The sequence below is a fragment of the Mycolicibacterium fluoranthenivorans genome (assembly GCF_011758805.1).
Lineage (GTDB): Bacteria > Actinomycetota > Actinomycetes > Mycobacteriales > Mycobacteriaceae > Mycobacterium > Mycobacterium fluoranthenivorans.
In genome coordinates this window covers 3,215,412-3,241,469 of the sequence record NZ_JAANOW010000001.1, presented here as the reverse complement: position 1 = coordinate 3,241,469, position 26,058 = coordinate 3,215,412, and the positions used below count along the sequence as shown (strand labels likewise).

The window sequence follows — 26,058 nt, the reverse complement described above, 5'->3', positions numbered from 1 at the left end:
GTGGCGCAGTGAAATCCGCATTCATCGGCGCGGGGCGGCGGCCCATCCGGTCGACGTACGGGGCGAACGCCACCGCGATCAGGCGGTGTACCGCGGCATGATCGGCGCCGGTGGCCCGGCGGAGGCGTGCTGCGTCCACCGGGCCAGCCTACGACGCCGCGGTGCGACTAGCGGCCGCGAGTCGGTTGCGAGGCCACCGATGCCGACGACGACGGCACGGTCGACGGCCGCTCGATGATCGTCGAATTCTCCCCGCCGACCCGGTAACTGGCGCCGCGATGCTCCTGCGGCAGCCGGTCTCCCCTGCCGAGCAGCTTGTGGCGCAGGGTTCCCGGCGCGTATTCGGCCTGATACGCGCCGCGCGCGGTGAGCTCGGGGATCACGTGATCGACGATGTCGGCGAACGACCCCGGCGTGATCGCGTAGGCGAAGTTGAAACCGTCCACGTCGGTCTCATCGACCCACTCCTGCAACGAATCCGCCACGTGCGCACCGGATCCCACGAACCGTGGGCCCAGTCCGCCGATCTTGCCCCATTCGGCGATATCTTTGATCTGCCATTCCCGGCCGTCGGGATCGGCGGACTGGAACGCCGCCACCGCCGACAGGATGGCGTTCGAGTCGACGTTGCCCACCGGCTCGTCGAATCCGTAACGTGCCAGGTCGACCCCCATCCAGCCGGACATGAAGACACATGCGCCCTCCGGGTCGCCGTAGGAGAGGTACTCGGCGTGTTTGGCGTGTGCCTCCTCGTCGGTGGCCGCGGTGACCACGGTCGACAGGTTGAAGATCTTCACCGCGTACGGATCGCGGCCGGCGATCTCGAGCTCGCGTCGGATGGTCGTCACGGTCTCGCGCAGGATGGCCTTCGTCGGCGCCGCGGTGAAGATGGCCTCGGCGTTCTCGGCGGCGAACCGGACCCCGCGTGGTGACGAGCCGGCCTGATAGATGACCGGCGTGCGCTGCGGCGAGGGTTCCGAGAGGTGCACACCGGGAACACTGAAATGTGTTCCCTCATGGCCGATATGGTGCACCTTGCTCGGATCGGTGAACACGCCGCGGTCCTTGTCTCGGACGACGGCGTCGTCCTCCCACGATCCCTCCCACAACTTGTAGAGCACCTCGAGGTATTCGTCGGCGTGATCGTAACGGGCATCGTGCGCGGGCTGATCGGTCTGTCCCATGTTGCGGGCGGCCGCAGGCAGGTAGCCGGTGACGACATTCCAGCCGATACGGCCCTTGGTGAGGTGATCCAGTGTCGACAGCCGGCGGGCGAACGGGTACGGATGCTCGAAGCCGGTGCCGGTGGTGATACCGAAGCCCAGGTCTCGGGTCACCAGGGCCATGGCCGACACCAGCAGCAGAGGGTCGTTCACCGGGATCTGCGCGGCCTGACGGATGGCCGCCTCGTCGCTGGCACCGTAGATGTCATAGGTGCCCAGCACGTCGGCGATGAACAATCCGTCGAACCTTCCGCGCTCCAGCAGCTTGGCGAGTTCGGTCCAGTATTCGAGGTCCTTGTACCGCGCGGACTGGTCGTCGGGATGTTTCCACAGGCCAGGCGACTGGTGGGCGACACAGTTCATGTCGAAGGCGTTGAAGCGGATTACGCGGGTCACCCGAGCAGCGTTCCCGGCGCCGGCGGCCGCGTCACCGGTTGCGTTCAGCGTGCGTTAATGGCCACGATCGCCGATCCCCTACGCTGGGCGCATGGCACGCCGCAAAGACGCCACACGTCGGCCCTGGCTGTTGCCGGTGGGCGCAGTGCTCGCGGTATCGGCGTGCAGTGGGCCCACCGTCATCAACACCGGCGAACCCCACACCCCCATCGCCACGTCGGCGCCGCGGCCCACTCTGCCCTCGTACACCACCAACGCCCACCTGGCCACCGCCGATGAGTTCTATGCCACCTCCGGCGACCAACAGGCGTACTACTTCACCACCCCCAGCGGCCGGTGGCGCTGCGCGATCATCCCGCACGCCCAGGCCGGCTGCCAGGCAGCCGGCGCCGCGACCCTACCGATCACCGGCGCCCCGACGGCGGTGACCCGCGCCGACGGCAGCCAGGTCACGCCGAAGGCGCTGGTGATCGACCGCGATGACGATGCGCAATTCGTTGCCGCAGAGGATGATCCGTTCGTGCTGCAACCGGGCCCGGCGGCCACGCTGCCCTTCGGGACGGTCCTGGCCGCGGCCGGCTTCCGCTGCAACGTGCAGGAAGCCAGCGGTGTGTCGTGCGGCAGCGAGGCCAGCGGTAAGGGTTTCACGTTCTCGACGGACGGCTACGCAGCGATCTACACAGATGTCCCTCAATAGGGCGGTCCGGTTCGTCTCGGGCCTGGTCTTCGCTCACCTGCTGACCTCCGCCGAGGTCGTGATCGTCCTGCTGTCCCTGGGCCACCAGAATTCCGGTGATGCACAGTCGTTGGTTCCGAAGGCCAACCTGATGCCCCTGCTGGCCGTGGTGGTGCTCGGCACGGTCCTGGCGGCCGCGGGCGGCTACCGGATCATCGCACCGGCGCTGCGTTGGTTCGACGCCGGCCTTGACCCCGATCCGGATCAGCGTCGTGCGGCGATCAACATCATCCGGAACCAATCCGTGCTGCTGATGTTGATCTGGTTGCTCAGCGGCGTCGTCTTCGTCATCGTCAACGGAGTCACCGGTTGGTTGCCGATCCTGCTGATCGAGGTGTCGGTGCTGTTTGGCGGCATCTCCACCGCGAGCAGCAGTCTGCTGTTCACCCAACGCGTCACGAGGCCCGTGGTAGCCGCGGCGACAAGGGATTTCGAGAGCCGCGCCACCGCTCCCGGCGTCCAGGCGCGGCTGGTGTTGATGTGGACGCTGAGCACCGCCCTACCGAGCGCGACCATTGCGATCATGGTGGTCTGTCGGGCCAACGGATGGCTGATCCCCGACACCGCCTCGGTGGATGTCCCGGTGGTGCTGCTGTCGATGGTGTCGGTGTTCCTCGGGCTGCGCACCCTGATGCTGGTTTCCCTCTCCATTTCCGATCCGCTCCGCGAGATCATCGATGCGATGGCCGAGGTGGAGCAGGGCCACATCGGCATGCAGGTCGCCGTCTACGAGCAGTCCGAGATCGGGCGGCTGCAGCGTGGTTTCAACCGCATGATGACAGGGCTGCAGGAACGTGACCGGTTGCGCGACCTGTTCGGCCGCCACGTCGGACCCGATGTGGCGCGTCTGGCCGTCGAAATGACGGGCCATGCAGGCGTGGTGGGCGATGACGTGCTCTCCGGCGATGTCCGCGAGGTGGCCGTGCTGTTCGTCGACGTGACGGGCTCCACGACGCTGGCGATGACCCGCACCCCGGCCGAGGTCGCTGCTGTCTTCAATGATTTCTTCCAGATCGTGGTGGCGGCCGTCGACGCCCATCACGGACTGATCAACAAGTTTCAGGGTGATGCCGCGCTGGCTGTCTTCGGCGCGCCGATCGCCTCGGAGACGGCGGCCACCTCGGCGCTGGCGGCCGCCCGCACACTGGCCGCCGCTCTCGGACGCCAGGAACTCGACTACGGCATCGGGGTCTCGGCGGGGCCCGCTTTCGCCGGCAATATCGGGGCGGAGAACCGTTACGAGTACACCGTCATCGGCGATCCGGTGAACGAGGCCGCGCGACTGGCGGATGCGGCGAAGACCACCCCGGGGCGCATCGTGTGCTCGGGTGCGGCCGTCGACCGCGCCGACGGAGCGGAACGCCCCAAGTGGTGCGCGCATCGTGAGGAAGTTCTGCGCGGGCGGTCCGAACCGACGAAGTTGTTCGTGCCACGATGGCGTGATGAGTGAGATTGCGCCCTTCCACATCTCGGTGACCGACGACGACTTGGCCGATCTCACGCGAAGGCTGTCCGGTACCCGCTGGCCCGAGGCGGAATGCGTCGAGGACTGGAGCCAGGGCATGCCGCTGGACTACACCCGCGAGCTGGCCCGGTACTGGGCACAGGACTACGACTGGCGGGCGCGCGAAGCCGCGCTGAACGGCTTCTCGCAGTTCACCACTGCGGTTGACGGCTTGGACATCCACTTCATCCATCAACGCTCACCGCATGAGGATGCGCTGCCGTTGCTGATCACGCACGGTTGGCCCGGCTCCGTTGTCGAGTTCGCGAAGGTGATCGGTCCGCTCACCGATCCCACCGCGCACGGCGGCCGGCCCGAGGATGCGTTTCACGTGGTGTGCCCGTCCCTGCCCGGGTATGGCTTCTCCGGTAAGCCGGCGTCCACCGGCTGGGGGGTGCAGCGCATCGCGCGGGCGTGGGACACGTTGATGGGCCGGCTTGGCTATACGCGCTACGGAGCGCAGGGCGGGGACTGGGGTGCGGCCGTGACGACGCAGATCGGCCGCAATGCCGGTGGCCGGATCCGTTCCGGCGGCGACATCAGTGGATGCGCGGCCATCCACACCAATATGCCGATCGGCCGGCCGCCCGCGGCCAGCCTGGAATCCCCCACCGCCGAGGACATCGAGGCGTTCGCGGCCATGAAAGACCACCGCAAGTGGGGTACCGGCTATTCCAAGCAACAGTCCACCCGGCCCCAGACGCTGGGCTACGGATTGGTGGATTCGCCTGTGGCGCAGCTGGCCTGGATCGTGGAGAAGTTCTGGGCGTGGTCCGACTGTGACGGCCACCCGGAGAACGTACTGACGCGCGACGAACTGCTCGACAACGTGATGCTGTACTGGATCACGCGCACGGGCGCGTCAGCGGCGCGGCTGTACTGGGAAAGCTTCACCAGTTTCGGCGCGGGTGAACGGGTCGAGCTTCCCACGGGTGTCGCAGCGTTCCCGAAGGAGATTCTGCGCACCCCGCGCAGCTGGTGCGAGAACGCCTACAACATCACGCACTGGACGAACATGCCGCGCGGCGGGCATTTCGCCGCGTTCGAACAACCTGAGTTGTTCGTCGACGATGTCAGGACGTTCTTCTCGACGGTGCGCTGATCCGGCGGGCACTCCCGGAGCTGACGAGGCGGTACCCGCCGTAGAGCACCGCAGCGACCACGAAGTTGACGAAGTAGGCGATATCGGCGCCGTGCCAGGCCACCGCGACCGGACCCTGGATCAACGTGGTGTTCATGAACGGGATCGCCGCGGCGTAGGACGCGACGAACACCAACAGTGCGGCGATCCCGTCGGCGCGGCGGGTGGGCTCTGAGGTGACGTCCACGGCGGGATCGAGCCGGCCCCTGGTCCGCAGCACCCAGTCGATGGCCACCAGCGCGACGAATGCCGGGATCCAGTAACCGACGAGCAGTAGGACGTCCTGGAAGCGGGTGGCGGTATCGGCGCCGTGCAGCCACAGGATCAGGAGAAAAGCCACCGCACTGACCAGGGCCGCCGAGAAGGGCCGGCGGACCCGCACCCCCATGGTCTGTAAGGCCAGTGAGCCGCTGTAGTCGTTCATCACGCCCGACCCGATCGAGGCCAGCGCGATGACCAGCAGGGCCACCGCGCCCAGGATCCCGCCGCCCATCACGTCGCGCACTCCGGCCGCGGTGTGATCCCCGATCACCCCGGCGGCCGCGATCCCGATGGCTTGGACGAAGACGTAAGCGAGCACCATTCCGCCAAAGGTGTAGCCGAAGACCTTCACACCTGACGACCGAGCGGGTAGGTAACGGCTGAAATCGGCGGCATAACTGGCCCATGAGATGGACAGGCTCAGGGCGATGGTCACCTCCAGTACGAACGCCCCGACCAGGTCGGGGCCGGCCACGGTGGCGGGCGTGATCACGGCGTCGGTGGGGTGGCCGCTGACCAGCTTCACCGCGAACACGACGAACGTCACGAACAACACCACCGTGAGCACGGCCTGCAGTCGGTGGATCAGCTCATAGCCGAAGAACCCGACCGCACCCTGCACGGCGAGCACGATCAGCACCGCCGCCCAGAACGGGATGCCCAGCAGCACCGACAGCGCCTCGCCGCCGAACAACCCGACAAGTGCGTCCCAGGCTATCGAGGACAGCCACTGCAGCGCGGCGGGCAGCACGACACTCGGCCCGAATGCGAGCCGCGCCGCCGGCAACTGTGCGGTGCCGGTGCGCGGGCCCCAGGTCGACAGATAGCCGACCGCCAACCCGCCGAGCACCGTGCCGATGACCATGGCGGCCAGGCCCAGCCAGAATCCCAGCCCCAGCGTGATGGCCAGCGTTCCGGTGAATACGCCAGTCATGTTGACCTGAGGAGCGAACCACACGGTGAACAGCCGCGCGGGCGTGCCGTAGCGCTGCGCCGCGGTGACCGGGGCGATGCCGTGCGTCTCGACCGACAGATCGCCGGCTCCTCGGGGCGTACGCCCCGAGAACGGTTCTGCATTGAGTCCCCGGAACGTGCCCACTGCCCCACCAGTCATGCGACCATTCGATCACGATCGACTCGATCGGCGTCGTCCTGACCGCCGATGGCGGGACACGCACCGTCGGCGCACCGGATTCTGCCTATATTTCCGATCTTTCCTATGGATTCCATTGTCAAAATGTAAATTCGTTGCGGAATCGCTTGCGAAGGTCCTTCCGATGGGCAATGGTTAAACGCGCACGCCCACAATGTCGAGGAGGTCTGGTTCTGACCGGCACAAACACCACCGCCGCCGATCACACGACGGGCGAGGACGGGACCACCATCAAGACGGCGGCCCCGGTCATCGAGATCGACCACGTGACGAAACGCTTCGATGACTACGTCGCAGTGGCGGAAGCGGACTTCACCATCGCCTCCGGTGAGTTCTTCTCCATGCTCGGCCCGTCGGGCTGCGGTAAGACCACCACGCTGCGCATGATCGCGGGCTTCGAGACACCGACCTCCGGGGCGATCCGCCTCGAGGGTGTCGACGTCTCCCGGGTTCCCCCGCACAAGCGCAACGTGAACACTGTCTTCCAGCACTACGCGCTGTTCCCGCACATGACGGTGTGGGACAACGTCGCGTACGGACCGCGCAGCGCCAAGAAGGACAAAACCGAAGTCAAGCGTGCCGTCGATGAGATCCTCGAGATCGTCCGACTCACGGATTTCGCCAAACGCAAGCCCGGCCAGCTCTCCGGCGGCCAGCAGCAGCGGGTGGCTTTGGCGCGCGCCCTGGTCAACTACCCCAGCGCCCTGCTGCTCGACGAACCCCTTGGCGCGCTGGATCTCAAACTGCGCCATGCCATGCAGTTCGAACTCAAGCGCATCCAGCGCGAGGTCGGGATCACGTTCATCTACGTGACCCACGACCAGGAGGAGGCGCTGACGATGAGCGATCGCATCGCGGTCATGAATGTCGGCAACGTCGAGCAGATCGGCACACCCACCGATATCTACGACCGGCCGGCCACGGTGTTCGTCGCCGGCTTCATCGGGCAGGCCAACCTGTGGGCCGGCAAGCAGACCGGGCGAGCCAACCGAGATTACGTGGAGATCGAGGTGCTGGGCTCGACGCTGAAATCCCGGCCGGGCGATACCGCCATCGAGGCCGGCGGGCAGGCGACCCTGATGATCCGCCCGGAGCGTGTCCGGGTGAGCGTGGAAGCACCCACCGGAGACGTGGTCGCGGTGCGCACGACGGTGCGCGACCTGACCTTCCAGGGTCCGGTGGTGCGGTTGTCGTTGGTGGCGCCCGACGAGTCCATCGTGGTTGCCCACGTCGGCGCGGAACAGGATCTGCCGCTGCTGCGCCCCGGTGACGAGGTGTACGTCAACTGGACCCCGGATGCCTCCCTCGTGCTGCCCGCCGCCGATATCCCCACCACCGAGGACCTCGAGGAGATGCTCGACGACTCCTAGCTGTCGCCGGCTCCTCCCCAACCACAACGGTTCAAGAATTCACGAAAGGTCCCGCATGTCCAACGAGATCGATCCCCGCCTGCTCACCCGCCTGGCATCCAACCGGACCAGCCGGCGGCGCTTCATCGGCGGCGGTGCTGCGGCGGCCGCAGCGGCGATCCTGGGTCCCTCCTTCCTGGCGGCCTGCGGGTCGAACGGCGGGAGCTCGTCGTCGAGCAGCAGCACGCAGGACAGTGGCCCCGCATCGGGCACTCTGCGGATCTCGAACTGGCCGCTGTATATGGCCGACGGATTCGTCGCCGCCTTCCAGAAGGCCAGCGGTATCACCGTCGACTACAAGGAAGACTTCAACGACAACGAGCAGTGGTTCGCCAAGGTCAAGGAGCCGCTGTCGCGTAAACAGGACATCGGCGCCGACCTGGTGGTGCCCACCCAGTTCATGGCCGCCCGGATCAAGGGACTCGGTTGGCTCAATGAGATCAGCGAGGCCGGTGTGCCCAATCGCAAGAACCTGCGGCCCGATCTGCTGAACTCGTCGGTCGATCCCGGACGCAAGTACACCGCCCCGTACATGACCGGCATGGTCGGTCTGGCCTACAACAGGGCGGCCACCGGCCGTGATATCACCAAGATCGACGATCTCTGGGATCCCGCGTTCAAGGGCAAAGTCAGCCTGTTCTCCGATGTCCAGGATGGGCTGGGCATGATCATGCAGTCCCAAGGTAATTCACCGGAGAATCCCACCACCGAGTCCATCACCAAAGCCGTCGACCTGGTGCGTGAGCAGAAGGACAAGGGCCAGATCCGCCGGTTCACCGGCAACGACTATTCCGATGACCTTGCCGCCGGCAATGTCGCGATCGCCCAGGCGTATTCGGGTGACGTGGTGCAGTTGCAGGCAGACAATCCCGACCTGAAGTTCGTCGTGCCCGAGTCCGGTGGCGACTGGTTCATCGACACCCAGGTGATCCCCTACACCACCCAGAACCAAAAAGCCGCCGAGGCCTGGATCAACTACGTGTACGACCGTCCGAACTATGCCAAGTTGGTCGCCCACACCCAGTACGTGCCGGTGCTGTCCGATATGGCAGAAGAGTTGGACAAGATCGATCCGAAGTTGTCCAAGAACCCGTTGATCAACCCGACTCCCGAGACCATCGGCCGGCTGAAGAACTGGGCTGCCTTGACCGACGAGCAGACCCAGCAGTTCAACAACCTGTACGCCGCGGTCACCGGCGGCTGATCGCATGGCAGGAGTCGCCTCCAGCAGCAGGCAGCGCAGCAAGATCGCGCCCTACCTGATGATCTTGCCCGCGCTGGCCTATCTCACGATTTTCTTTGTGGTGCCGCTGTTTTCACTGGCCCGCACGTCGCTGTCCACCGCGGGCGGGTCGGTGTACCTGCCGACCCTGACCTTCGACTGGAACGTCGGCAACTTCACCACGGCGTTCCACCAATATCAGGATCAGATCCTGCGGTCGTTCGGCTACGCGGCCGTGGCGACGGTGGCGTGCCTGCTGTTGGCTTTCCCGCTGGCCTACATGATCGCGTTCAAGGCGGGCAGGTTCAAGAATCTGATCCTGGGCCTGGTGATCCTGCCGTTCTTCGTGACGTTCCTCATCCGCACCCTGGCGTGGAAGACCATCCTGGCCGATGACGGCTGGGTGGTCAGCGTCCTCAACACCATCGGCCTGATCCCCAGCGAGGGACGGCTGCTGTCGACCGGCTGGGCGGTGATCGGCGGCCTGATCTACAACTGGATCATCTTCATGATCCTGCCGCTGTACGTCAGTCTGGAGAAGATCGATCCGCGTCTGTTGGAGGCTTCCCGCGATCTGTACTCGTCGAGTCCGCGCACTTTCGGCAAGGTCATCCTGCCGCTGTCGCTGCCCGGCGTGCTCGCCGGCAGCATGCTGGTGTTCATCCCGGCGGTGGGTGATTTCATCAACGCGGACTACCTGGGCAGTACCCAGACGACGATGATCGGCAATGTCATCCAGAAACAGTTCCTGGTGGTCAAGGACTACCCCGTCGCCGCGGCGCTGAGCCTGGGACTGATGGTCCTGATCGTCATCGGCGTGTTGCTCTACACCCGCGCGCTGGGTACCGAGGACCTGGTATGACCGCCACCGTGGAGCAGTCTGTGGTGAAAAAGGTTCGGGCCAGGCCCAAATGGGGTGATCTGGTCCTGCGGGTCGTGGGCGGCCTGGTACTGCTGTACCTCTTCCTGCCGATCTTCGTGATCGTCCTCTTCTCGTTCAACCACCCGGCGGGCAAGTTCAACTACAGCTGGCAGGGCTTCACCCTGGACAACTGGCTGCACCCGTTCAAGTACCCCGCACTGGTGGACGCACTCAAGCTCAGTCTCAATGTCGCGCTGGTGTCCACGCTGATCGCGCTGGTGCTCGGCACTCTGCTGGCGATCGCCTTGGTGCGTCAACGCTTCCGCGGCAGCAAGGCCGTCGACACCTTCATGGTGCTGCCGCTCACCGCTCCCGAAGTGGTGATGGGTGCCTCGTTGCTGACCCTGTTTCTGGATCTGCACTGGGCGGCGGGCTACACCACCATCGTGATCGCGCATGTCGCGTTCGAGGTGAGCTTCATCGCGATGACGGTGCGGGCCCGGGTGCGCGGTTTCGACTGGACGCTGGAAGATGCTTCGATGGATCTGGGCGCCAGTCCGACCCGCACCTTCTTCCGCGTGACCCTGCCCCTCATCGTGCCGGGCATCATCGCGGCGGGCATGTTGTCCTTCGCGCTGTCCCTGGACGATTTCATCATCACCTACTTCGTCAGCGGATCCACCGTCACCTACCCGCTGTATGTGAATGCGGCGGTGAAAGCGGCTGTGCCACCCCAGATCAACGTGCTGGCCACGGCGATCCTGGTGATCAGCCTGATCCTGCTCGGAGTCGGAACGCTGTACCGACGCAAGCGCGTCGACATCTAGTCGAGCCGAACACGCACCTTGACCCGGCCCTTGTCGTCGCGGGTGGCGACGGCATGGCCGGTGCGGTCGGCGCCACGGAAGTTCAGCAAGGTGATGGGCCCGCCGTCGCCGAGGAAGTTGCGCCACCAACTCTTGGCATCGGGCGCCATGACGGCGATGGTGACCTGGTCACCGGTCAGTCGGTAGTTGACCGGCGTCTGGAAGATCCGCCCGGACTTGCGGCCGGTGTAGCGGATTTCAACCAGGCTGCGACCGATCAGTTCACCGATGGCGGGGACCGCGGTGAGAGCCACGGCCAGTTTGTTGACCGCACGCGTCACTGGGTGGGCGAAGATTCCGTTCGACATGTACCGAGGCTAGCCTCCGGCGGCGCACCGTGCGTCTCGCTGCGGGCCGCCCCGATCCCGGCACTCACCACCGCGACGATGCCGACGACGGCGAGCGGTGCCGAGTTCCAGTTGAAGTTGCCTGCGGTCGTCGCAAGCGCGGGCCCCAAGGCCCCACGATTGGTGACTGGAGACCCTGGTCTCAAGGGCTGGGTAGTCGTAGCGTGGATGGAGCGGTCACGATGCTGTGCCGCTTCGAGTTCAGTGGTGTCGGCACCAGGGGCAGCACGGTTCGGAGCCGGTGTTGAACACCGGGCTTCTCCACGACATCGATGCGTACTGGCGGGCGGTGAATCATCTCTCGGTGGGCCAACCGTACTTATATGACAATCCGCTGCTCAGGCGCCCGTTGATGTCGTCGGACGTGAAACAACCGGTGGTCGTGGACCACCGGCTGGCGAGCGGCCACAATACGCCGCTGTGCCCGCCAGAATCTGCCCGAGAACGAATTGCAGGCGATCGAAATGTCCATCAAGACCACGCATTCACCGTCCAACCCGCAAGGCGCAGGCGGCGACGAGCTCAAGACGCTACCTCTCGCTGAGGTCGAGAAGGCGCTGCACAGCTCGGTGGACGGGCTGAGCCAGACCGAGGCGCACGACCGACTATCGCACTACGGGCCCAACGAGATCGCCGAGCACAGACCCAACCCCGTGTTGAAGTTCCTCTCCTATTTCTGGGGTCCTATTCCGTGGATGATCGAGGTGGCCGTCATCCTGTCCGGGGTGGTCGGGCACTGGCCGGACTTCTTCATCATCCTGGTGTTGCTGATCGCCAACGCGGTGGTCGGCTTCTGGGAGGAATACCAGGCGGGCAACGCGATTGACGCGCTGAAGGCCAGGTTGGCGATCACCGCCCGCGTGCGCCGCGATGGCACCTGGCTCACCGCACCGGCGCGGGAACTGGTGCCCGGCGATGTGATCCGGCTGCGCCTGGGCGACATCGTCCCGGCCGACGCACGGCTGCTGGACGGCGATGCCGTCGAGATAGATCAGTCCGCGCTGACCGGCGAGTCACTGCCGGTCAGCGCGCAAGCCGGTGCAGCCGTGTTCTCCGGCTCCGTCATCCGCCGCGGCGAGATCGGCGCTTTGGTGTATGCCACCGGAACTCGCACCTATTTCGGTAAGACCGCCGAGCTGGTCCAAGATGCGCACACCGTCAGCCACTTCCAGCGCGCAGTCCTCAAGATCGGCAACTACCTGATCCTTCTTGCGGTCGCCCTCGTCGCGGTGATCGTGTCCGCCTCCTTGATGCGCGGCAACGCCGTGCTCACCACCCTGCAGTTCGCGCTGGTGCTGACCGTGGCGGCCATTCCGGTAGCGATGCCCACGGTGCTGTCGGTGACGATGGCTGTCGGGGCTCGACTGCTCGCCAAGAAGCAGGCGATCGTCAGCAAGCTGGTCGCCATCGAGGAACTCGCCGGTGTGGACGTGCTGTGCGCCGACAAGACGGGCACCCTGACCCAGAACGCGCTCACCCTGGGCGTACCGTTCAGCGTCGACGGCGTCCGCGCCGAGGACGTGATCCTCGCTGCCGCGCTGGCGTCGCGCGCCGACAACAACGACCCGATCGACCTGGCCGTCCTCGGTGCCCTTCCTGACGATTGCTCTCTGACCGGCTACCAGGTGACTCACTTTCAGCCGTTCGACCCAGTGCACAAGCGCACCGAAGCCAGTGTGCGCGATGCGGAGGATTCGACGTTCACCGTCAGCAAGGGCGCCCCGCAAGTGATCCTGGCGCTGTGCGCCGTTGGAGCACAGGTTGGCTCCGAGATCGAGACCGCAGTCAATGGCTTTGCTGCTCAGGGCTTCCGGGCACTGGGTGTGGCTCGGTCCGATGCCGGCGGCCCGTGGCGGTTCTTGGGTGTGCTGCCGCTGTTCGACCCTCCGCGCCCCGACGCTGCAGCTACCGTCGCCGCGGCACGCCAGATGGGCGTCGCCATCAAGATGGTGACCGGGGATGCGTTGGCTATCGCCAAGGAGACCGCGACGAAGGTGGGGCTCGGTGCCCACATCCTCGATGCCGCCGGCCTGGGAGATGTGCACAAGTCCGAATCGCCCGCCGTGATCGAATCGATCGAAACCGCTGACGGCTTCGCTCAGGTGTTCCCCGAGCACAAATTCCACATCGTCGATGTCCTGCAGAAATGCGGCCACATCGTCGGCATGACCGGCGACGGCGTGAACGACGCCCCCGCGCTGAAAGAAGCCGACTGCGGCATCGCGGTGTCCGGGGCTACCGATGCGGCCCGTGCGGCCGCCGACATCGTGCTGCTGACCCCGGGTTTGTCGGTGATCATCGACGCGATCCAGGAGAGCCGCAGGATCTTTCAACGGATGAACAGCTATGCGATGTACCGCATCGCCGAGACGCTGAGAGTGCTGCTGTTCATGACCGTTGCGATTCTCGTCTTCAATTTCTACCCGGTCACCGCGATCATGATCGTGATGCTTGCGCTGCTCAATGACGGCGCGATCCTGTCCATCGCCTACGACAACGTCCGCTACCGCAACGAGCCCGAAGCCTGGAACATGCGCACAGTCCTCGGCATCGCAACCGTCCTGGGGATCGTCGGCCCGATCGCAGCGTTCGGCCTGTTCTATCTGGGCGACCGCATCTTCCATCTCGGTCACCCCCGGTTGCAGACGATGATGTACCTACTGCTGTCGGTCGCCGGACACCTGACCATCTTCCTGACCCGTACCCGCGGCCCGTTCTGGTCGATCCGCCCCGCCCGCGTGCTATTGATCGCGGTCCTGGGCACCCAGGGAGTCGCCACCCTCATTGCCGTCTACGGGCTGTACATGACACCGCTGGGCTGGGGTTGGGCATTGTTCGTCTGGGGCTATGCCCTGGTGTGGGCATTGCTCACCGACCAGGTCAAACTGTTCGCTTACTGGATTCTCGATGGCGGCCGTACCCGAAAGAGCCCGACCCCCCAGCGCAGTTCAGGCGTCGCCAGATTGACGGCCGGCGCCGGGGACAGGCTGCGGCGATGACCCGACCGGCGCCCACAGCCGGCCACCCCGTGGGCTATTGGGGCGTGGTAGCGATCGGCCTCGGCGGGATGGTCGGCGGCGGGATCTTCGCGGTGCTCGGGCTGTCGGTGCAGATCACCAAGGGCGCGGCTCCGGTGGCCTTCGCTCTGGCCGGGGTGGTGGCGCTACTGACAGCGCGGTCGTATGCCCTGTTGTCGAGGAGGTATCCCAGCCGTGGTGGCACGGTGACCTTCGTGAACCGCGCGTTCGGCACCGGTGTGTTCTCCGGCGGGATCAACGTGCTGCTGTGGCTGAGCTATATCGTCATGCTCGCCCTGTACTCACATGCGTTCGGCAGCTACGCAGCGAGTTTCACACCCGAGCGATTCCACGGTGCCCTCGAGCACGTGTTTCTGACCGCAGCCATCGTGGCGATCACGGTGGTCAACATTGCCGGCGCCGCCACGGTGGCTCGTGCCGAGCGGGTCGTCGTCGCCATCAAGATCGCCATCCTGGTGTTGTTCGTGGTGGTCGGGCTGGCGGGCGTCTCGACGGCCCGGCTGGAACCGGCACAGTGGAGTTCACCCGTGTCCGTCGTGGCGGGCGGCATGATCATCTTCCTGGCCTACGAAGGGTTCGAACTGATCGCCAATGCCGCCGAGGACGTCCCCGATCCGGGCCGGACGCTCACCCGGGCCTACTACACCTCGGTGATTTTCGTGATCGGGCTCTATGTGCTCGTTGCCGTCGTCGCGGTCGGCTCGGTGCCCATCGCAGACCTGGTGAATGCCCGCGACTATGCACTCGCCGAGGCCGCCCGCCCGGAACTTGGGGCCTTGGGGTTCACGATGATCGGGATCGCCGCGATGCTGTCAACGGCCTCGGCTATCAACGCCACCCTCTACGGGACGGCCCGCATGACCTACGTCATTGCGACCTCACGCGAACTGCCTGCCCGTCTGGAACGCCCGATCTGGAATCAGCCGTTGGAGGGACTGCTGATCACTGCCGTCACGACCGCAGTGATCGCCAATGTGCTCGATCTGCAGAGTATTTCCACGATGGGCAGCGCCGGATTTCTTATCATTTTCGCCGCCGTGAATATCGCTGCGGCGCGCACCGCTCGCGCACACGGCGCCGCCCCATGGATCTCGCTGGTGGCGGCTGCCGCGTGCGTGGGGGCACTGGCCGCGTTGGTGGCCAACAGCAGGGTCGGACCCTGTCTGGTGCTGGCCGCGATGGTGGCATTGTCCTTCGCGATCGAAGCAGTATTCCAGCGCACCAGCGGCTCTGGCGCGCGTACCTGACAACCTCACCGGCGCCCCGGTGCGCCGGCCGACAATGAAACTGGGAGGCGCTGGTGTCGACACAATGGACGAGTCTGGCCGGGGCGTGCCGCGTGCAACCGGGCTCCGTCGTGGATCTACCCCGGGACTTCGATCCGGGCCGCCACGACGACAAGCTCCGAGACGACCATGGCGCAGCGGCTCTGGCCGACGCGAAAGCCGCCCTGCTGGATTTGCAGGACCGCTTCTTCGCCTCCGCCGAGCGGGCGCTGCTGATCGTCTTGCAGGCCATCGACGCCGCCGGCAAAGACGGCACCATCAAACATGTGATGAGCGGTCTGAACCCCGAAGGGGTCGACGTGTACAGCTTCAAAGCGCCGTCGGTGACCGAGCGGGCACACGATTACCTATGGCGTCATCAACAGGTGCTGCCGGAGCTGGGGCGCATGGCCGTATTCAACCGATCCCACTACGAGAACGTGTTGATCACCCGCGTGCACCCGGAGACACTGTGGCCGCGCACGCCGGCGCTGAACCATCCCGACGTCTGGACACGGCGATATCGCGATATCAACGGTTGGGAGCGTTACCTGACCGACAACGGAACCGTGATCGTGAAGCTGTTCCTCAATGTCTCCAAGCAGGAACAGGAACGCCGCTTCCTGGCCCGTATCGACGAACCTGAGAAGAACTGGAAATTCTCGGTGGACGATCTCCGGGAGCGCGCGTTCTGGGACGACTACCAGCACGCGTTCCAGGACATGCTGACCCACACCAGCACCGAATGGGCACCCTGGTATGTCATTCCCGCGGACCACAAGTGGTTCAGCCACCTATCGACCTCAGCGGTGCTGCTGGAGACACTGCGGAGTCTGAATCCGCACTATCCGACAGTCGACGCAACAACCAAAGCTGAACTGGCACAGGCGAAAATGCAAATCCTCCACGCCGACACCGTTCCCCCGGAGCAGACGTAGAGCGCGTTTTCTGCGACACAAGCGACCATGCCTCTTATCGCCATACGGATGAGCTATTCGTACTGACCTGTATGAATAGAGTCATCGCGTCCCGCTACAGATAAGCGGTCCGAAAGTTGCGCCACCGGCATCGGACGCCATGACGGTCAGGTGACCTGAGCACCGGACAGTCGGTGGCGGCGAGGACCTCCGTGCGTCTCGCTGCGGACGCCGGTGCGGGCCGCCCCGATCCCGGCACCCACCACCGCGACGATGCCGACGACGGCGAGCGGTGCCGGCACCTGACGCAGGACGAGAAGCCCCATCAGCATCGCGAAGCCCGGCTCCAGACTCATCAGAGTCCCGAACGCTGCGGCGGTGAGCCGGCGGAGCGCCAGCAATTCCAGCGCGAACGGGATGATGGGCAGCAGGATCGCCAGCCCCGCCCCGATCAACAGAATCTCCGGCGTCAGACGGCCGAACACCGCGGGCCCGGCCACCACCGTCGCGACGAGGCCGGCGACGGGCATCGATACGGCCAGGCCGGCGATCCCGGCGACCTCATCCCCCACCCGTTGGGTCAGCAGGATGTACATCCCCCAGCACACCGCCGACCCCAACGCGTAGAGCACCCCGACGGGGTCGACGGATCCGGCCCACGGTTCGGTCAGCAGCAGCACGCCCACCGTCGCCAACCCCGGCCACAGCAGCCGATAGCGGCCGGAACCCTTGGCCACCGCAACACCGAGGGGCCCGAGGAATTCCAGCGCACTGGCGGTGCCCAACGGGATCCGCGCCACCGCCATCATGAACAGCAGGGTGATTCCGGCAGTCACCACACCGAGCACCACACATGTGCGGAACGCCGACCGGGTGAACGCCGCACGGCGCGGACGCACGAGCGCCAGCATCAGCAGGCCGGCCCAGGCCAACCGCAGCCACGCGGTGCCCGCGGCGCCGATATCGTCGATCAGCTGTACCGCGATCGCGGCGCCGAGCTGCACCGCGCACATCGCGGCGATCGCCATGAATGCACCGTTGCGTGCGGTCGCGGAAGTCACCTCTGCATTGAACGGCAGCCAGAACGTTCATGTCCACGTGATTTTGACTGACATATTGTTCGCATTCATCAAACAATCTGGCGTCGGTTGTGACCCTCATCCCAAAGGCGGGTCGGGCGGCGGTGACCGGTTTACCCGCCGCGTCAGCGCGGGAAGGCACGTGAAAGTCGACGGCGTCGTCGAATGCACGTCGTCGCATACACACTGCCCCCGATCCAGGAGCGCGTCGTCACATGACCGATAACACCGAGTTCGATTCCGCCACCGGCTTCGCCGTCACGGCGGCCTGGGTGGCCGGGGCGGTCGTCATCGCTTACGGGCTGAGTTTTGCGTTGTCCCGCTTACTCGTCCGGCTGGGCAGGCGCAGCCGCCTGATCCGCGACGTCGGTCAGCTGACCCGCAACGCGGTGCGCGCGGCCCTGGTGGTGATCGCGGCCTCCGTGGCGGTGCGCCGCACCTCAGACGCGCAGGCGAGCTGGCGTGGCGAGGTGGACCACGCACTGCTGATCGCGCTCATCGCCACCTTCACCTGGGTGTTGGCGAGTTTGGTGACGGTGGCCGAGCGGCAGGTCATCGAACGATTCGCCGGGGGTGACGAGGGGCTGACGGACGCTGATCGGCACCGTCGCAAGATCCGTACCCAGGTGACTGTCCTGCGGCGCCTCGTCATCGCGATCGTCGTCGTGCTGGGTTCGGCCGCCGCCCTGATGACGTTCCCGTCCTTCAGCGATATCGGCAAGACGCTGTTCGCCTCTGCTGGAGTGCTTTCCGTGGTCGCCGGCCTGGCGGCGCAGACCTCGCTGGGCGCGGCGTTCGCGGGGATCCAGATCGCCTTCTCCAATGCCATCCGGGTGGGCGATGTCGTGGTGCTGGAGGACGAATGGGGTCGCATCGAGGAGATCACCCTGACCTACGTGGTGATCCATCTCTGGGATGAACGCCGTCTGGTGCTCCCGTCCACGTACTTCACCACCAAGCCTTTTCAGAACTGGACCCGCAACGCCACCGAACTGCTCGGCACCGCCGAAGTCGATGTCGATTTCACCGTCGGCTTCGAGACGATGCGGGCCGAACTCGACCGGCTCTTGCGGGAGAACCCGCTCTGGGACGGCCGCGTCGGTGTCCTGCAGGTGACCGATGCCGTCGACGGGCGGGTACGGGTGCGCATGCTGGTGAGCGCGGCCAACGCCGGTGCGTTGTTCGATCTGCGATGTGATGTGCGCGAAGGCATGGTCAAGTGGCTGCAGACCAATCCCGGTGCGCTGCCGCGCGGCCGCATCGACGGCGTCGGCGACGATCAGGTGCGCAGCCAGGCCGTGGTTGCCGGCCCGACGCAGCAGGCCGATTCCGCACTGTTCAGCGGCAGCCCGCAGGCCGAACGCAGGGGTAGAGCATTCGATGATTCCGAGCGCACGGATGACTCGAGCTTGGTCCGCGGCCGCTCCCCTGCGTAGATTCAGGTGATGAGCAGCGGTGACCACGTGTCGCAACCATGGCAGTCCCAAGCGCCCAAGTCCGCGGTGCCCGGCAATCTCGGTCCCCGGTTCTTCGCTCGGGTGATCGACGGCGTCATTGTCAACGCCGCAAGCCTCTTTGCGGTCGTGTCCCTTGATTCCTTCTCGAATATTCTTGTCACCGGCCTGTTTTCAGGCCTGCTGACGTTCATCTACTTCGTGGCGTTCGAAGTGTCCGTCGGATGGACACCGGGCAAGAAGCTGTTGGGGCTGCACGTGCGGGGACCCCACGGCCGTCCGCACCCAGATCTGAAACAGTCGGCGATCCGCAACTCGTTCACACTCCTGGCGGCCGTGCCCTACGTCGGCGGCCTGCTCGCCTTCGTCGCCTACGTGGTGATCGCCGTGTCGATCAGGAACAGCCCGTGGCGACAGGGCACCCATGACGACCTGGCCGGTGGGACGCAGGTCGTCAAGGGTTGAGCGTCGGGAGTCGAACCCCGTCAGCCGGCCATGAACTCGCTGTACGCCGAGGCCATTTCGGGTGAGAGGGCCGTCGTGTTGCAGGCGCGTTGCTTGTCGCCGATCGGCGCCAAGATGCTCCTCAATTCCAGGTACTCCTGCGGGTTGGCAGTGAAGTATGTCCGGATGCTCGCCGACGCGACATCCCGCGGCTGGGTGTAGATGACGGACACGGCCTGCTTCGCGCCCGGGTGGGCGCCCAGGTAATCCTGGGCCGCACCGGTGGTCTGTTGCACGGTGGCGTCGATCGACTGCCGGCTGCAGTCCACCGGATCAGCGGAGGCGATCGGAGCCAGCACGACGGCGCTGAGCGCACCGCCCGCCGCCAGCACGGAGAGAGCGATTCGATTGCAGAACTTCAGTTTCATGATGAGCGGAGATTCCTTCGAGTCGTCAATTGTTCGGGACCCGACCCGATTTCCACCATACGGAAACTCCTAAACACCGCGAACCGCGTCGTCGAGCGTGCATTTCGGCCGTTACAGCAAACTCCGGTGAGTTCGGTCTCAGTTTTGCGTTCCGTGGCGCGACGGTGCGCAGGATGGCCGATCTTCCTTATGTTCGAGGCCTTTTCCTTAGCCGATCGTGATGTCCGGTGTGACCCGATCGTCGTGCGACGTATATCAACGGGTGCGCTCGGGGAACGGGTCGTTGGCGAAATCGATCTGTGCGGCCGGGTTGGCCACCGCCGTCACCATTCCGGTCCCGAAGGCGCCTGCACTGTCGAACAACGTCGAGGCGCCCACCGAGATCCCGTCGGCAGCCCAGTGCGAGTCGGCCTGCACCCCGATCCACTCGTCACCGGGTAGCCGGGACAGTGCCACGGTCAGATCCCCGTTGATGTAGCCGACGCCCGCTGTGCCGAGATTGGTGACCAGGCTGGTTCCTTCGGCGGCCATGGCCGCCCGCACGAACGGCGAGTTCGCGTCGCCCTCGACCACATCGATGGTGCGGTTGACGAACCGCTTACGTGAGGTGTTCTGATGATCGGCGATGGCGCCCGTCCAGCCGGCGTCATCGCTGCCGATCCCGATACCGCGGGCGTCATCGCGATCGACGGGACCGGTGAAAGTCATCGGTGCCACCCATTCCCGGCCACGCGGTGGTTCCGAGAGCCGGTATTGCACCAACGTGGCGCGGACCACCGTCACCCCGTCCTGGACCAGCTCGCACTCGGCATTGCGCACCCGGCGCCCGTCGCGCACCAGCGCGAGTTTGGCCGTGGTCGGCACACCACGGGCGGCCTTGAAAAGATCGACCGTCAGCCGGGCCGGCAGGAATTCGGGACGTCCGAACGCGGTTTCCAGCGTGCGCGCCACCAGGCCGACGAGCGCCGGACCGTTGAGGTGGTCCGGGCCCCAGTGGCTCTGCGCGTACGCGGTGGGCAGGAAGGTGTCCTGCTCGGTCTGGACGAAATGAAACGGACGTGCCATTGCCGCATCGTCGCACAGGGCCGTTTCCGCGTAGGAGCGCCGTGCCGGTTCCGGGCAGGAGCGCAGCCCGTCACAGGGGTGTCACGATGCCGTGGTCGTAGGCGTACACGATGGCCGCGGCGCGATCGCGCAGGCCCAGCTTGTCGAAGATCCGGCCGATATGGCTCTTGACGGTCACCCCGGAAATGAACAGCTCATCGGCGATCTCGCCGTTGGACCGTCCTTTGCCGATCAAGGTCAGCACATCGAACTCACGCCCGGTGGGCTCCGTGGCGACCTGCTTCGGTGGATCTGGGAGGAGTCACGGCAGAACGCGATCCGCACCGGCGTGATCCGGGCCTTTGGAGCCACCGGCGCCGTGGTGACCACCGCCGGGTTGGTCTTCGGTGTCACACCATGCTGGCCCTGCTGGCCAGCACCGTCACCAGTGTTGCGCAGATCGGTCTCACCGTCGGTATGGGGCTGTTGATCGACACGCTCATCGTGCGGACCTTCGTGCTGCCGTCGATGGTGGTGTTGCTGGGCCGGTGGTTCTGGTGGCCGTCAGTCCCCCTCGAGCACCGAATCGGCCGGCGTGCCCCAGTGGTCGAGGTAGACCGCGTCGCGCAGGATGGTCTCGCAGTGGCAGTTCGGATGCCGTCGGGAACTTCTTCTGGGTGAACAGCGCGGACTCATCCCATGGTTGCCGCGCTGGCCGCCGTGATCAGGGCGACGGCCTCATTGCGGCTCAACGACGCCAGCATTGGCGCGGCCGCCTTCATCTGCTCGCCGACCAGCACGGTGGGGCCGTCGGGGAGGCCGGCGAAGGCCTCCGCCACGACGTCGGCGGCGGGCGTGGCATCCGGGGGTGCGGTATTGGCGTCGGGCAGTATTCCTCGACTGTGTTCGAGGCTGCGCAATGCCGGGGTGTCGGTCTTGCCGAGGATCAGGCCGACCACGTCGACGCCCTTGCCGTGCAGTTCGGCCCACAGCGCTTCGGCGAACACCATGTCGAAGGCTTTGCTCGCGCCGTAGGCGACCATGTTCGGCCCGCCGGCGAAGCCGGCACCGGATCCGAAGAGCACGATGCCACCGCGGCCGCGGGCCACCATCGGTGCGGCGAAGTGATGGCATAGGCGAAGTGGTGCCAGGCAGTTGCGTTGCACCATCGATTCGGCGGCCGCGACGGGCTGGTCGAGGAAAGGCCGGAAGTTCGGATCGGCGCCCGCGCAGTACACCAGGAAGCCGATCTCCAAGTCGGCGGTGGCAGCGGCGATCGCCGCGGTGGCCCCATCGTCACTGAGATCGACTGCCAACGTGCGGGTTCGGGCGCCGGTCCGGGCCTCGATCCCTTCGGCGACCTGTTCGAGGATGTGCTGCCTGCGCGCCACCAGCACCACGTTGACGCCCCGCTCGGCCAGCCCTTCGGCGAACAATGCGCCGACCCCGTCGGATGCGCCGGCCACCACCGCCCACGGTCCGTACTTGTCGGCGAACTTCATGAACCGATCACCGCGATCCGCACGGAGGTGAATCGACGCCGCGCAATACGCCAGCCATCGCCCGTGCGGACGAGTTCATCATCGTAGAACCCGATGGCGCTCACCCCGGAAGCGTTGTCGGCGGCCAGGATCAGTGCGTCGAGGTACGTCCGGGCGATGGCGGTGTCGCCGGTGACCGTGATGGCCATATTGCTCAGCCGGTGCATGGTATGGCCGGCGCCAGCATGCGCGAGCACCATGAATTCGGTGACGGCGTCGACTCCGTTCCAGGCGCCGATCTCGCCATAGTCCAGTGCGCAGTCCGCGGTGAAGACGGTGCGGAACAGCGGCCAGTCGCGGCGGTCGATACCGGTGGCGTACCGAATCAGGACCTCGGTTATCTGGGCATGATCGGTCACTGCACATCTCCGTTCGGGTGTACCAGGATTCGGGGTGGGCCCTCCGAGCGGCGGGCGAGATCCAGGGCGTGCGGAATCTCGTCGAGGCCGATGATCTTCCCGACAGCGGGCAGCGGATCGAGCCGTCCCCCGGCGATGGCGTCAAGCGTGCCGTACCAGTCCTGCGGCATGGGTCCACCGCCGAACTGAATGGTGACACCCTGGCGGGTGGCGTTGGTGATGCTGAGGGTGTCGCCGGTGTACCAGCCCCCGGCACAGTAGATGCGGGTGCACATCTCCACCGATTCCACGATGTGTTGGATCAGCCCGCCGGCGCCGACGCACTCGAAAACGATTGCCGGACCCGGCAGATGGCGCTCAGCTCGAAGCTGCCGGAAGACCTCGAACGGCGACTGCACGACAGGGTCGACGGTGACGTGTGCACCGAAAGCCTCGGCGAGGGCACGGCGATCGGCTTGAAAGTCGGATACCACGATGGGTTCGATACCCCTGGCATGTAAGGCCGCCACTGCGGACAGGCCGACGGCGCCCGCCCCGAGGACGATGGCGATCTCGCCGGGTTGTATCGCCGCCGAGCGCACGTAGAACTCGCCGACGGCGAACGCGTCGGTCAAGGCGGCGGCGTCGTCGGACACGTCGCCGGGCACCGGTTTCGCGAGCATCTCGTTGACGATCAGTTTCTCGGCGAAGCTGCCCTGCGCGTCGGGATGCTGACCGATGATGTGGGCCCCGTCGGCGCCGCGGGGTTCTTCCCCGTCGCTCCGCTTGTTCCGGGCGACCAGCCTGATCGGAATCGACGTGACGCGGGTGCCGACCGGGAACTGGTCGGTGCAGCCCGGTCCGTGCCCGATGACCTCACCGACGAATTCATGACCGAGCACGATATCGCGCTCGGCATCGTACAGAGTCCGGCCGGTGGGGTCGTCAGCGAGCGCCGGGTGATCCATGAAGTGCACGTCGGAGGCACAGATCGCGGTACTGAGGGTGCGAAGCAGCAGCTCGCCCGGGCCGGGAACCGGATCCGGTGTGTCACCGACGGTGAGTTCACCGTGACGCAGTAGCACCGCACGCATGGCAACCTCTTGTCAGTCTCGATTATTCGAGACATACTCTCGAATATATGACCACACGCTAAACGTGCCGGAAGTGAGGAGTCAAGACATTCGTGGATCCAGCTCAGCCCCGACCGGTCGGGCGCTCGACGTGATCGAACTGCTGGCCAGGCCAGGCAATGAGACGCTGCGGTTCTCCGATATCGTCCGCGAACTCGAACTGACCCAAGCCACCGCCCACGCGATCCTCAAGACGTTGTGGGATCGGGGCTGGGTCAGCCGAGATCCCGTCGACAAGACGTTCGCACTGGGACCCGCTCTAGCGCTGGTGGCGGCCCGGCTGGACGCGGCCCGCCCCGTCGTAGTGGCTGCGCGACTCGCAATACAGCGGATATCGTCCGATAGTGGTTATCCAGCAACAGTATTAGAGCGGGTAGGCGACGATTTGGTCGTCACGGCCTTCGAAGGGGGCACGGCCAGTGCGCCCGGTGACCGCATCCCTTACGCACCACCGTTCGGGGTGGCGTTCGCGGCGTGGGACACCCCACAAGGTCGGCAGGACTGGATCGCGCGGGCGGCATCTTCGAATACCGAACTGGCCCAGCGACTGGAGCAGGTGCTGGCCCACACGCGTGAGCGCGGATTCGATATCGACTGGACGACCCCGGCGCTGGCGCAGGCCGCACAACTGATGGGCACCGCCACCGATCTGCCCGACTCAGTGCGGCAGCTGATGGAGCGATTGCTGGTCGAGTTCACCGCGATCGGCCTGCTGGAGAGCAGCGAGACCCGGCCGGTGGCCACCATCGCCGCTCCGGTGTTCGACCAGCACGGCCGCGTCGCGTTGATCGTGGCCGCACATCCGTTGCGCACCTTGCCGATCGGCGAGATCAACGAGATCGGCGCGCGGCTGATGGCCGAGGCCGCGAAACTGTAGTGACGACACTGCGGATCAGCGGAGTTCCCAGACGCGACCTTCCACCCAACCATGATTCGCGGGCGCCGACGCAGAATGGGTGAATGGATCCCCGCCGACTGCAGCTGCTGCTGACCCTGTCACGGCTCGGCTCGATGCGGGCGGTCGCCGATGCTCATCACCTCACGACATCGACGGTCTCCCAGCAGCTGGCCGCACTTGCCCGAGAAGCCAAGGTGACGCTGATCGAACCGGACGGCCGCCGGGTACGCCTCACCCCTGCCGGCCGCCGGCTCGCCGATCACGCCGTGACCATCCTGGCCGCCCTCGACTCGGCCCGACTCGACCTGGATCCGCACGCCGAACCCGCCGGGACGCTTCGAGTCGGCGGCTTCGCGACCGGCATCCGAGTGTCGCTGCTACCGGTCGTGCCCGAGCTCACCGCGCGGTATCCCGGTATCGACGTCGTGGTGAGCGAGTACGAACCGGTCGAGGCGTTCCGGCTGCTCGTCGATGACGATCTGGACCTCGCCCTGACCTACGACTACAACCTGGCGCCTGCGGCGCTGAGCCCTGTCCTGGAAGCCGTCCCGCTGTGGAAGATCCCATGGGGACTCGGGGTACCGCAACAGGGCGCACCCGAGGTCGGTGGGCAGGCAGATATCTCCGCGTATGCCGGCCAGCCGTGGATTGTGAACTCGCGCAACAGCGCCGACGAGGTGGCATTGCGGACCCTGGCTGCACTGGCGGGCTTCACCCCGCGCATCTCACACCAGATCGACAGTCTGGACCTCGTCGAGGATCTCATCGTCGGCGGCTACGGCGTGGGCCTGCTTCCGCTGGGCCGGCCCACCATGGCGGGCGTCACGGTGCTGGATCTCGCCGATCCCAGCGTCGTCCTGACCACCTACGCGGTCACCCGACGCGGGCGGGCGGACTGGCCCCCGCTGCGGGCAGTACTGGAGCGGCTGCGACCACCGTCGGGGCCACTGCCCACACGTGACTGGCTGCGCCCGTTTCCGGGCTCGTACCCAGGCTGACGTTCGCAGCGTATTCTCAGCAACATGGGCACGCTGACCCGGTGGATCACCGCGAGCGCCTTCGCCGGCGCCGTGGGTGCGTCGCTGCTTGCGCCGGCCGCGACACATCAACCGGACGTGATGGCGACCTGCCCCAACCAAGGGATTCTGGTCGGCAAGCAACAGGTGGGCGCGTACACCGACAATTGCGATCTGGTCGTGACCCCGCCACCTGCCATCGGTGCGGCACCGAGCGCGGGCGCGATCATCGCCTGCCGCGGTATCACGGGCTGCTTGTCGGATTTCGTCAACAACCCCGGCTGGGTGAAGGTGCCCCAGGTCGACACGCGGCCGCGGCAGAGCCCGTAACAGCCCCCCCTGG

25 protein-coding genes and 2 pseudogenes are annotated in these 26,058 nt (G+C 65.9%); 17 read left to right on the top strand and 10 right to left on the bottom strand.

Translation table 11 applies throughout. The annotated features are described in order from the left end of the window. Positions 1–167: 167 nt before the first annotated feature. The gene (locus FHU31_RS15675) at positions 168–1,619 is read right to left on the bottom strand and encodes an LLM class flavin-dependent oxidoreductase (RefSeq protein ID WP_167159705.1); all 1,452 of its coding nucleotides are present in this window, start codon (positions 1,617–1,619) and stop codon (positions 168–170) included. Between the two features lie 91 nt (positions 1,620–1,710). Between FHU31_RS15675 and FHU31_RS15670 the strand changes: the two genes are divergently transcribed. From FHU31_RS15670 to FHU31_RS15660, 3 genes are read left to right on the top strand one after another with little or no spacing between them, the layout of a single operon-like run. Beyond that, the gene (locus FHU31_RS15670) at positions 1,711–2,316 is read left to right on the top strand and encodes a hypothetical protein (RefSeq protein ID WP_167159703.1); all 606 of its coding nucleotides are present in this window, start codon (positions 1,711–1,713) and stop codon (positions 2,314–2,316) included. Continuing rightward, positions 2,303–3,805, top strand: a complete 1,503-nt coding sequence (locus tag FHU31_RS15665) for an adenylate/guanylate cyclase domain-containing protein (protein ID WP_167159701.1) — start codon at positions 2,303–2,305, stop codon at positions 3,803–3,805. The genes FHU31_RS15670 and FHU31_RS15665 overlap by 14 nt, the downstream gene beginning before the upstream one ends. 1 nt (position 3,806) lies before the next feature. Further along, positions 3,807–4,961 carry an epoxide hydrolase family protein gene (locus tag FHU31_RS15660; protein ID WP_167161058.1) on the top strand — a complete coding sequence of 385 codons (1,155 nt, stop codon included), beginning with the start codon at positions 3,807–3,809 and terminating at the stop codon, positions 4,959–4,961. Here the strand turns inward: FHU31_RS15660 and FHU31_RS15655 are convergent. Further along, positions 4,933–6,375 carry a purine-cytosine permease family protein gene (locus tag FHU31_RS15655; RefSeq protein WP_167159699.1) on the bottom strand — a complete coding sequence of 481 codons (1,443 nt, stop codon included), beginning with the start codon at positions 6,373–6,375 and terminating at the stop codon, positions 4,933–4,935. The two genes, FHU31_RS15660 and FHU31_RS15655, sit on opposite strands and share 29 nt — an antisense overlap. Positions 6,376–6,545: 170 nt before the next feature. Here FHU31_RS15655 and FHU31_RS15650 point away from each other — a divergent pair, with 170 nt between their 5' ends. Genes FHU31_RS15650 through FHU31_RS15635 form a run of 4 tightly spaced genes read left to right on the top strand, consistent with a single transcriptional unit; the run spans position 6,546 to position 10,734 of the window. After that, positions 6,546–7,784 carry an ABC transporter ATP-binding protein gene (locus FHU31_RS15650; RefSeq protein WP_208410247.1) on the top strand — a complete coding sequence of 413 codons (1,239 nt, stop codon included), beginning with the start codon at positions 6,546–6,548 and terminating at the stop codon, positions 7,782–7,784. Positions 7,785–7,839: 55 nt separating this feature from the next. Further along, a complete protein-coding gene (locus tag FHU31_RS15645) occupies positions 7,840–9,027 on the top strand; it encodes a polyamine ABC transporter substrate-binding protein (protein ID WP_167159697.1) in 1,188 nt (395 codons plus the stop codon). A gap of 4 nt (positions 9,028–9,031) precedes the next feature. Next, complete coding sequence (locus FHU31_RS15640; RefSeq protein WP_167159695.1) at positions 9,032–9,907, top strand: ABC transporter permease; 876 nt, start codon at positions 9,032–9,034, stop codon at positions 9,905–9,907. Next, a complete protein-coding gene (locus FHU31_RS15635; protein WP_167159693.1) occupies positions 9,904–10,734 on the top strand; it encodes an ABC transporter permease in 831 nt (276 codons plus the stop codon). The genes FHU31_RS15640 and FHU31_RS15635 overlap by 4 nt, the downstream gene beginning before the upstream one ends. Here FHU31_RS15635 and FHU31_RS15630 read toward each other — a convergent pair. After that, positions 10,731–11,081, bottom strand: a complete 351-nt coding sequence (locus tag FHU31_RS15630) for a PNPOx family protein (RefSeq protein WP_167159691.1) — start codon at positions 11,079–11,081, stop codon at positions 10,731–10,733. The genes FHU31_RS15635 and FHU31_RS15630 overlap by 4 nt on opposite strands. A 226-nt stretch (positions 11,082–11,307) precedes the next feature. Here FHU31_RS15630 and FHU31_RS32190 point away from each other — a divergent pair, with 226 nt between their 5' ends. The 4 genes from FHU31_RS32190 to FHU31_RS15610 are packed head-to-tail and all read left to right on the top strand — an operon-like array spanning position 11,308 to position 16,361. Further along, a complete protein-coding gene (locus FHU31_RS32190) occupies positions 11,308–11,664 on the top strand; it encodes a phosphoketolase family protein (RefSeq protein ID WP_420372083.1) in 357 nt (118 codons plus the stop codon). After that, positions 11,585–14,119 (top strand): plasma-membrane proton-efflux P-type ATPase, encoded by a 2,535-nt coding sequence (locus FHU31_RS15620; RefSeq protein WP_167159687.1) that lies wholly within the window; start codon positions 11,585–11,587, stop codon positions 14,117–14,119. Before FHU31_RS32190 ends, FHU31_RS15620 begins: the two co-directional genes overlap by 80 nt. Beyond that, positions 14,116–15,405 carry an APC family permease gene (locus tag FHU31_RS15615; protein WP_167159685.1) on the top strand — a complete coding sequence of 430 codons (1,290 nt, stop codon included), beginning with the start codon at positions 14,116–14,118 and terminating at the stop codon, positions 15,403–15,405. The genes FHU31_RS15620 and FHU31_RS15615 overlap by 4 nt, the downstream gene beginning before the upstream one ends. Before the next feature lie 53 nt (positions 15,406–15,458). Beyond that, complete coding sequence (locus tag FHU31_RS15610) at positions 15,459–16,361, top strand: PPK2 family polyphosphate kinase (RefSeq protein ID WP_167159683.1); 903 nt, start codon at positions 15,459–15,461, stop codon at positions 16,359–16,361. A gap of 146 nt (positions 16,362–16,507) precedes the next feature. Here the strand turns inward: FHU31_RS15610 and FHU31_RS15605 are convergent, their stop codons facing one another. Then, positions 16,508–17,401 (bottom strand): EamA family transporter, encoded by an 894-nt coding sequence (locus tag FHU31_RS15605; RefSeq protein WP_167159681.1) that lies wholly within the window; start codon positions 17,399–17,401, stop codon positions 16,508–16,510. Positions 17,402–17,634: 233 nt separating this feature from the next. Between FHU31_RS15605 and FHU31_RS15600 the strand changes: the two genes are divergently transcribed. Further along, positions 17,635–18,855: a mechanosensitive ion channel family protein gene (locus FHU31_RS15600; RefSeq protein ID WP_167159679.1), complete on the top strand. Its 1,221-nt coding sequence runs from the start codon at positions 17,635–17,637 to the stop codon at positions 18,853–18,855. A 9-nt stretch (positions 18,856–18,864) separates the two neighbouring features. Beyond that, positions 18,865–19,338 carry an RDD family protein gene (locus FHU31_RS15595; protein ID WP_167159677.1) on the top strand — a complete coding sequence of 158 codons (474 nt, stop codon included), beginning with the start codon at positions 18,865–18,867 and terminating at the stop codon, positions 19,336–19,338. Positions 19,339–19,358: 20 nt separating this feature from the next. Here the strand turns inward: FHU31_RS15595 and FHU31_RS15590 are convergent, their stop codons facing one another. The 3 genes and pseudogenes from FHU31_RS15590 to FHU31_RS15580 form a co-directional block, all read right to left on the bottom strand. Continuing rightward, positions 19,359–19,745: a hemophore-related protein gene (locus FHU31_RS15590; protein ID WP_090357625.1), complete on the bottom strand. Its 387-nt coding sequence runs from the start codon at positions 19,743–19,745 to the stop codon at positions 19,359–19,361. A gap of 255 nt (positions 19,746–20,000) precedes the next feature. Continuing rightward, positions 20,001–20,810, bottom strand: a complete 810-nt coding sequence (locus tag FHU31_RS15585; RefSeq protein WP_167159675.1) for an acyl-CoA thioesterase domain-containing protein — start codon at positions 20,808–20,810, stop codon at positions 20,001–20,003. Positions 20,811–20,880: 70 nt separating this feature from the next. Continuing rightward, positions 20,881–21,072: pseudogene (locus FHU31_RS15580) on the bottom strand (response regulator transcription factor); the annotation flags it as partial. Between the two features lie 54 nt (positions 21,073–21,126). Here FHU31_RS15580 and FHU31_RS15575 point away from each other — a divergent pair. Further along, positions 21,127–21,470 (top strand): annotated as a pseudogene (locus tag FHU31_RS15575) (MMPL family transporter); the annotation flags it as partial. A gap of 11 nt (positions 21,471–21,481) precedes the next feature. On the opposite strand, the gene FHU31_RS15570 reads toward FHU31_RS15575, so the two are convergent. From FHU31_RS15570 to FHU31_RS15560, 3 genes are read right to left on the bottom strand one after another with little or no spacing between them, the layout of a single operon-like run. After that, entirely contained in the window at positions 21,482–22,291 is an 810-nt protein-coding gene (locus FHU31_RS15570; protein ID WP_167159673.1) for an SDR family NAD(P)-dependent oxidoreductase, read from the bottom strand. After that, the gene (locus tag FHU31_RS15565; RefSeq protein ID WP_167159671.1) at positions 22,288–22,689 is read right to left on the bottom strand and encodes a nuclear transport factor 2 family protein; all 402 of its coding nucleotides are present in this window, start codon (positions 22,687–22,689) and stop codon (positions 22,288–22,290) included. The genes FHU31_RS15570 and FHU31_RS15565 overlap by 4 nt, the downstream gene beginning before the upstream one ends. After that, positions 22,686–23,762: a zinc-binding dehydrogenase gene (locus FHU31_RS15560; RefSeq protein ID WP_208410246.1), complete on the bottom strand. Its 1,077-nt coding sequence runs from the start codon at positions 23,760–23,762 to the stop codon at positions 22,686–22,688. Before FHU31_RS15560 ends, FHU31_RS15565 begins: the two co-directional genes overlap by 4 nt. Positions 23,763–23,835: 73 nt before the next feature. Between FHU31_RS15560 and FHU31_RS15555 the strand changes: the two genes are divergently transcribed. From FHU31_RS15555 to FHU31_RS15545, 3 genes are all read left to right on the top strand, one after another. Beyond that, a complete protein-coding gene (locus FHU31_RS15555) occupies positions 23,836–24,678 on the top strand; it encodes a helix-turn-helix domain-containing protein (RefSeq protein WP_263988069.1) in 843 nt (280 codons plus the stop codon). Positions 24,679–24,761: 83 nt separating this feature from the next. Then, positions 24,762–25,697: a LysR family transcriptional regulator gene (locus tag FHU31_RS15550; RefSeq protein WP_167159667.1), complete on the top strand. Its 936-nt coding sequence runs from the start codon at positions 24,762–24,764 to the stop codon at positions 25,695–25,697. A 24-nt stretch (positions 25,698–25,721) separates the two neighbouring features. Continuing rightward, the gene (locus FHU31_RS15545) at positions 25,722–26,045 is read left to right on the top strand and encodes a hypothetical protein (protein ID WP_167154313.1); all 324 of its coding nucleotides are present in this window, start codon (positions 25,722–25,724) and stop codon (positions 26,043–26,045) included. Positions 26,046–26,058 lie beyond the last annotated feature (13 nt).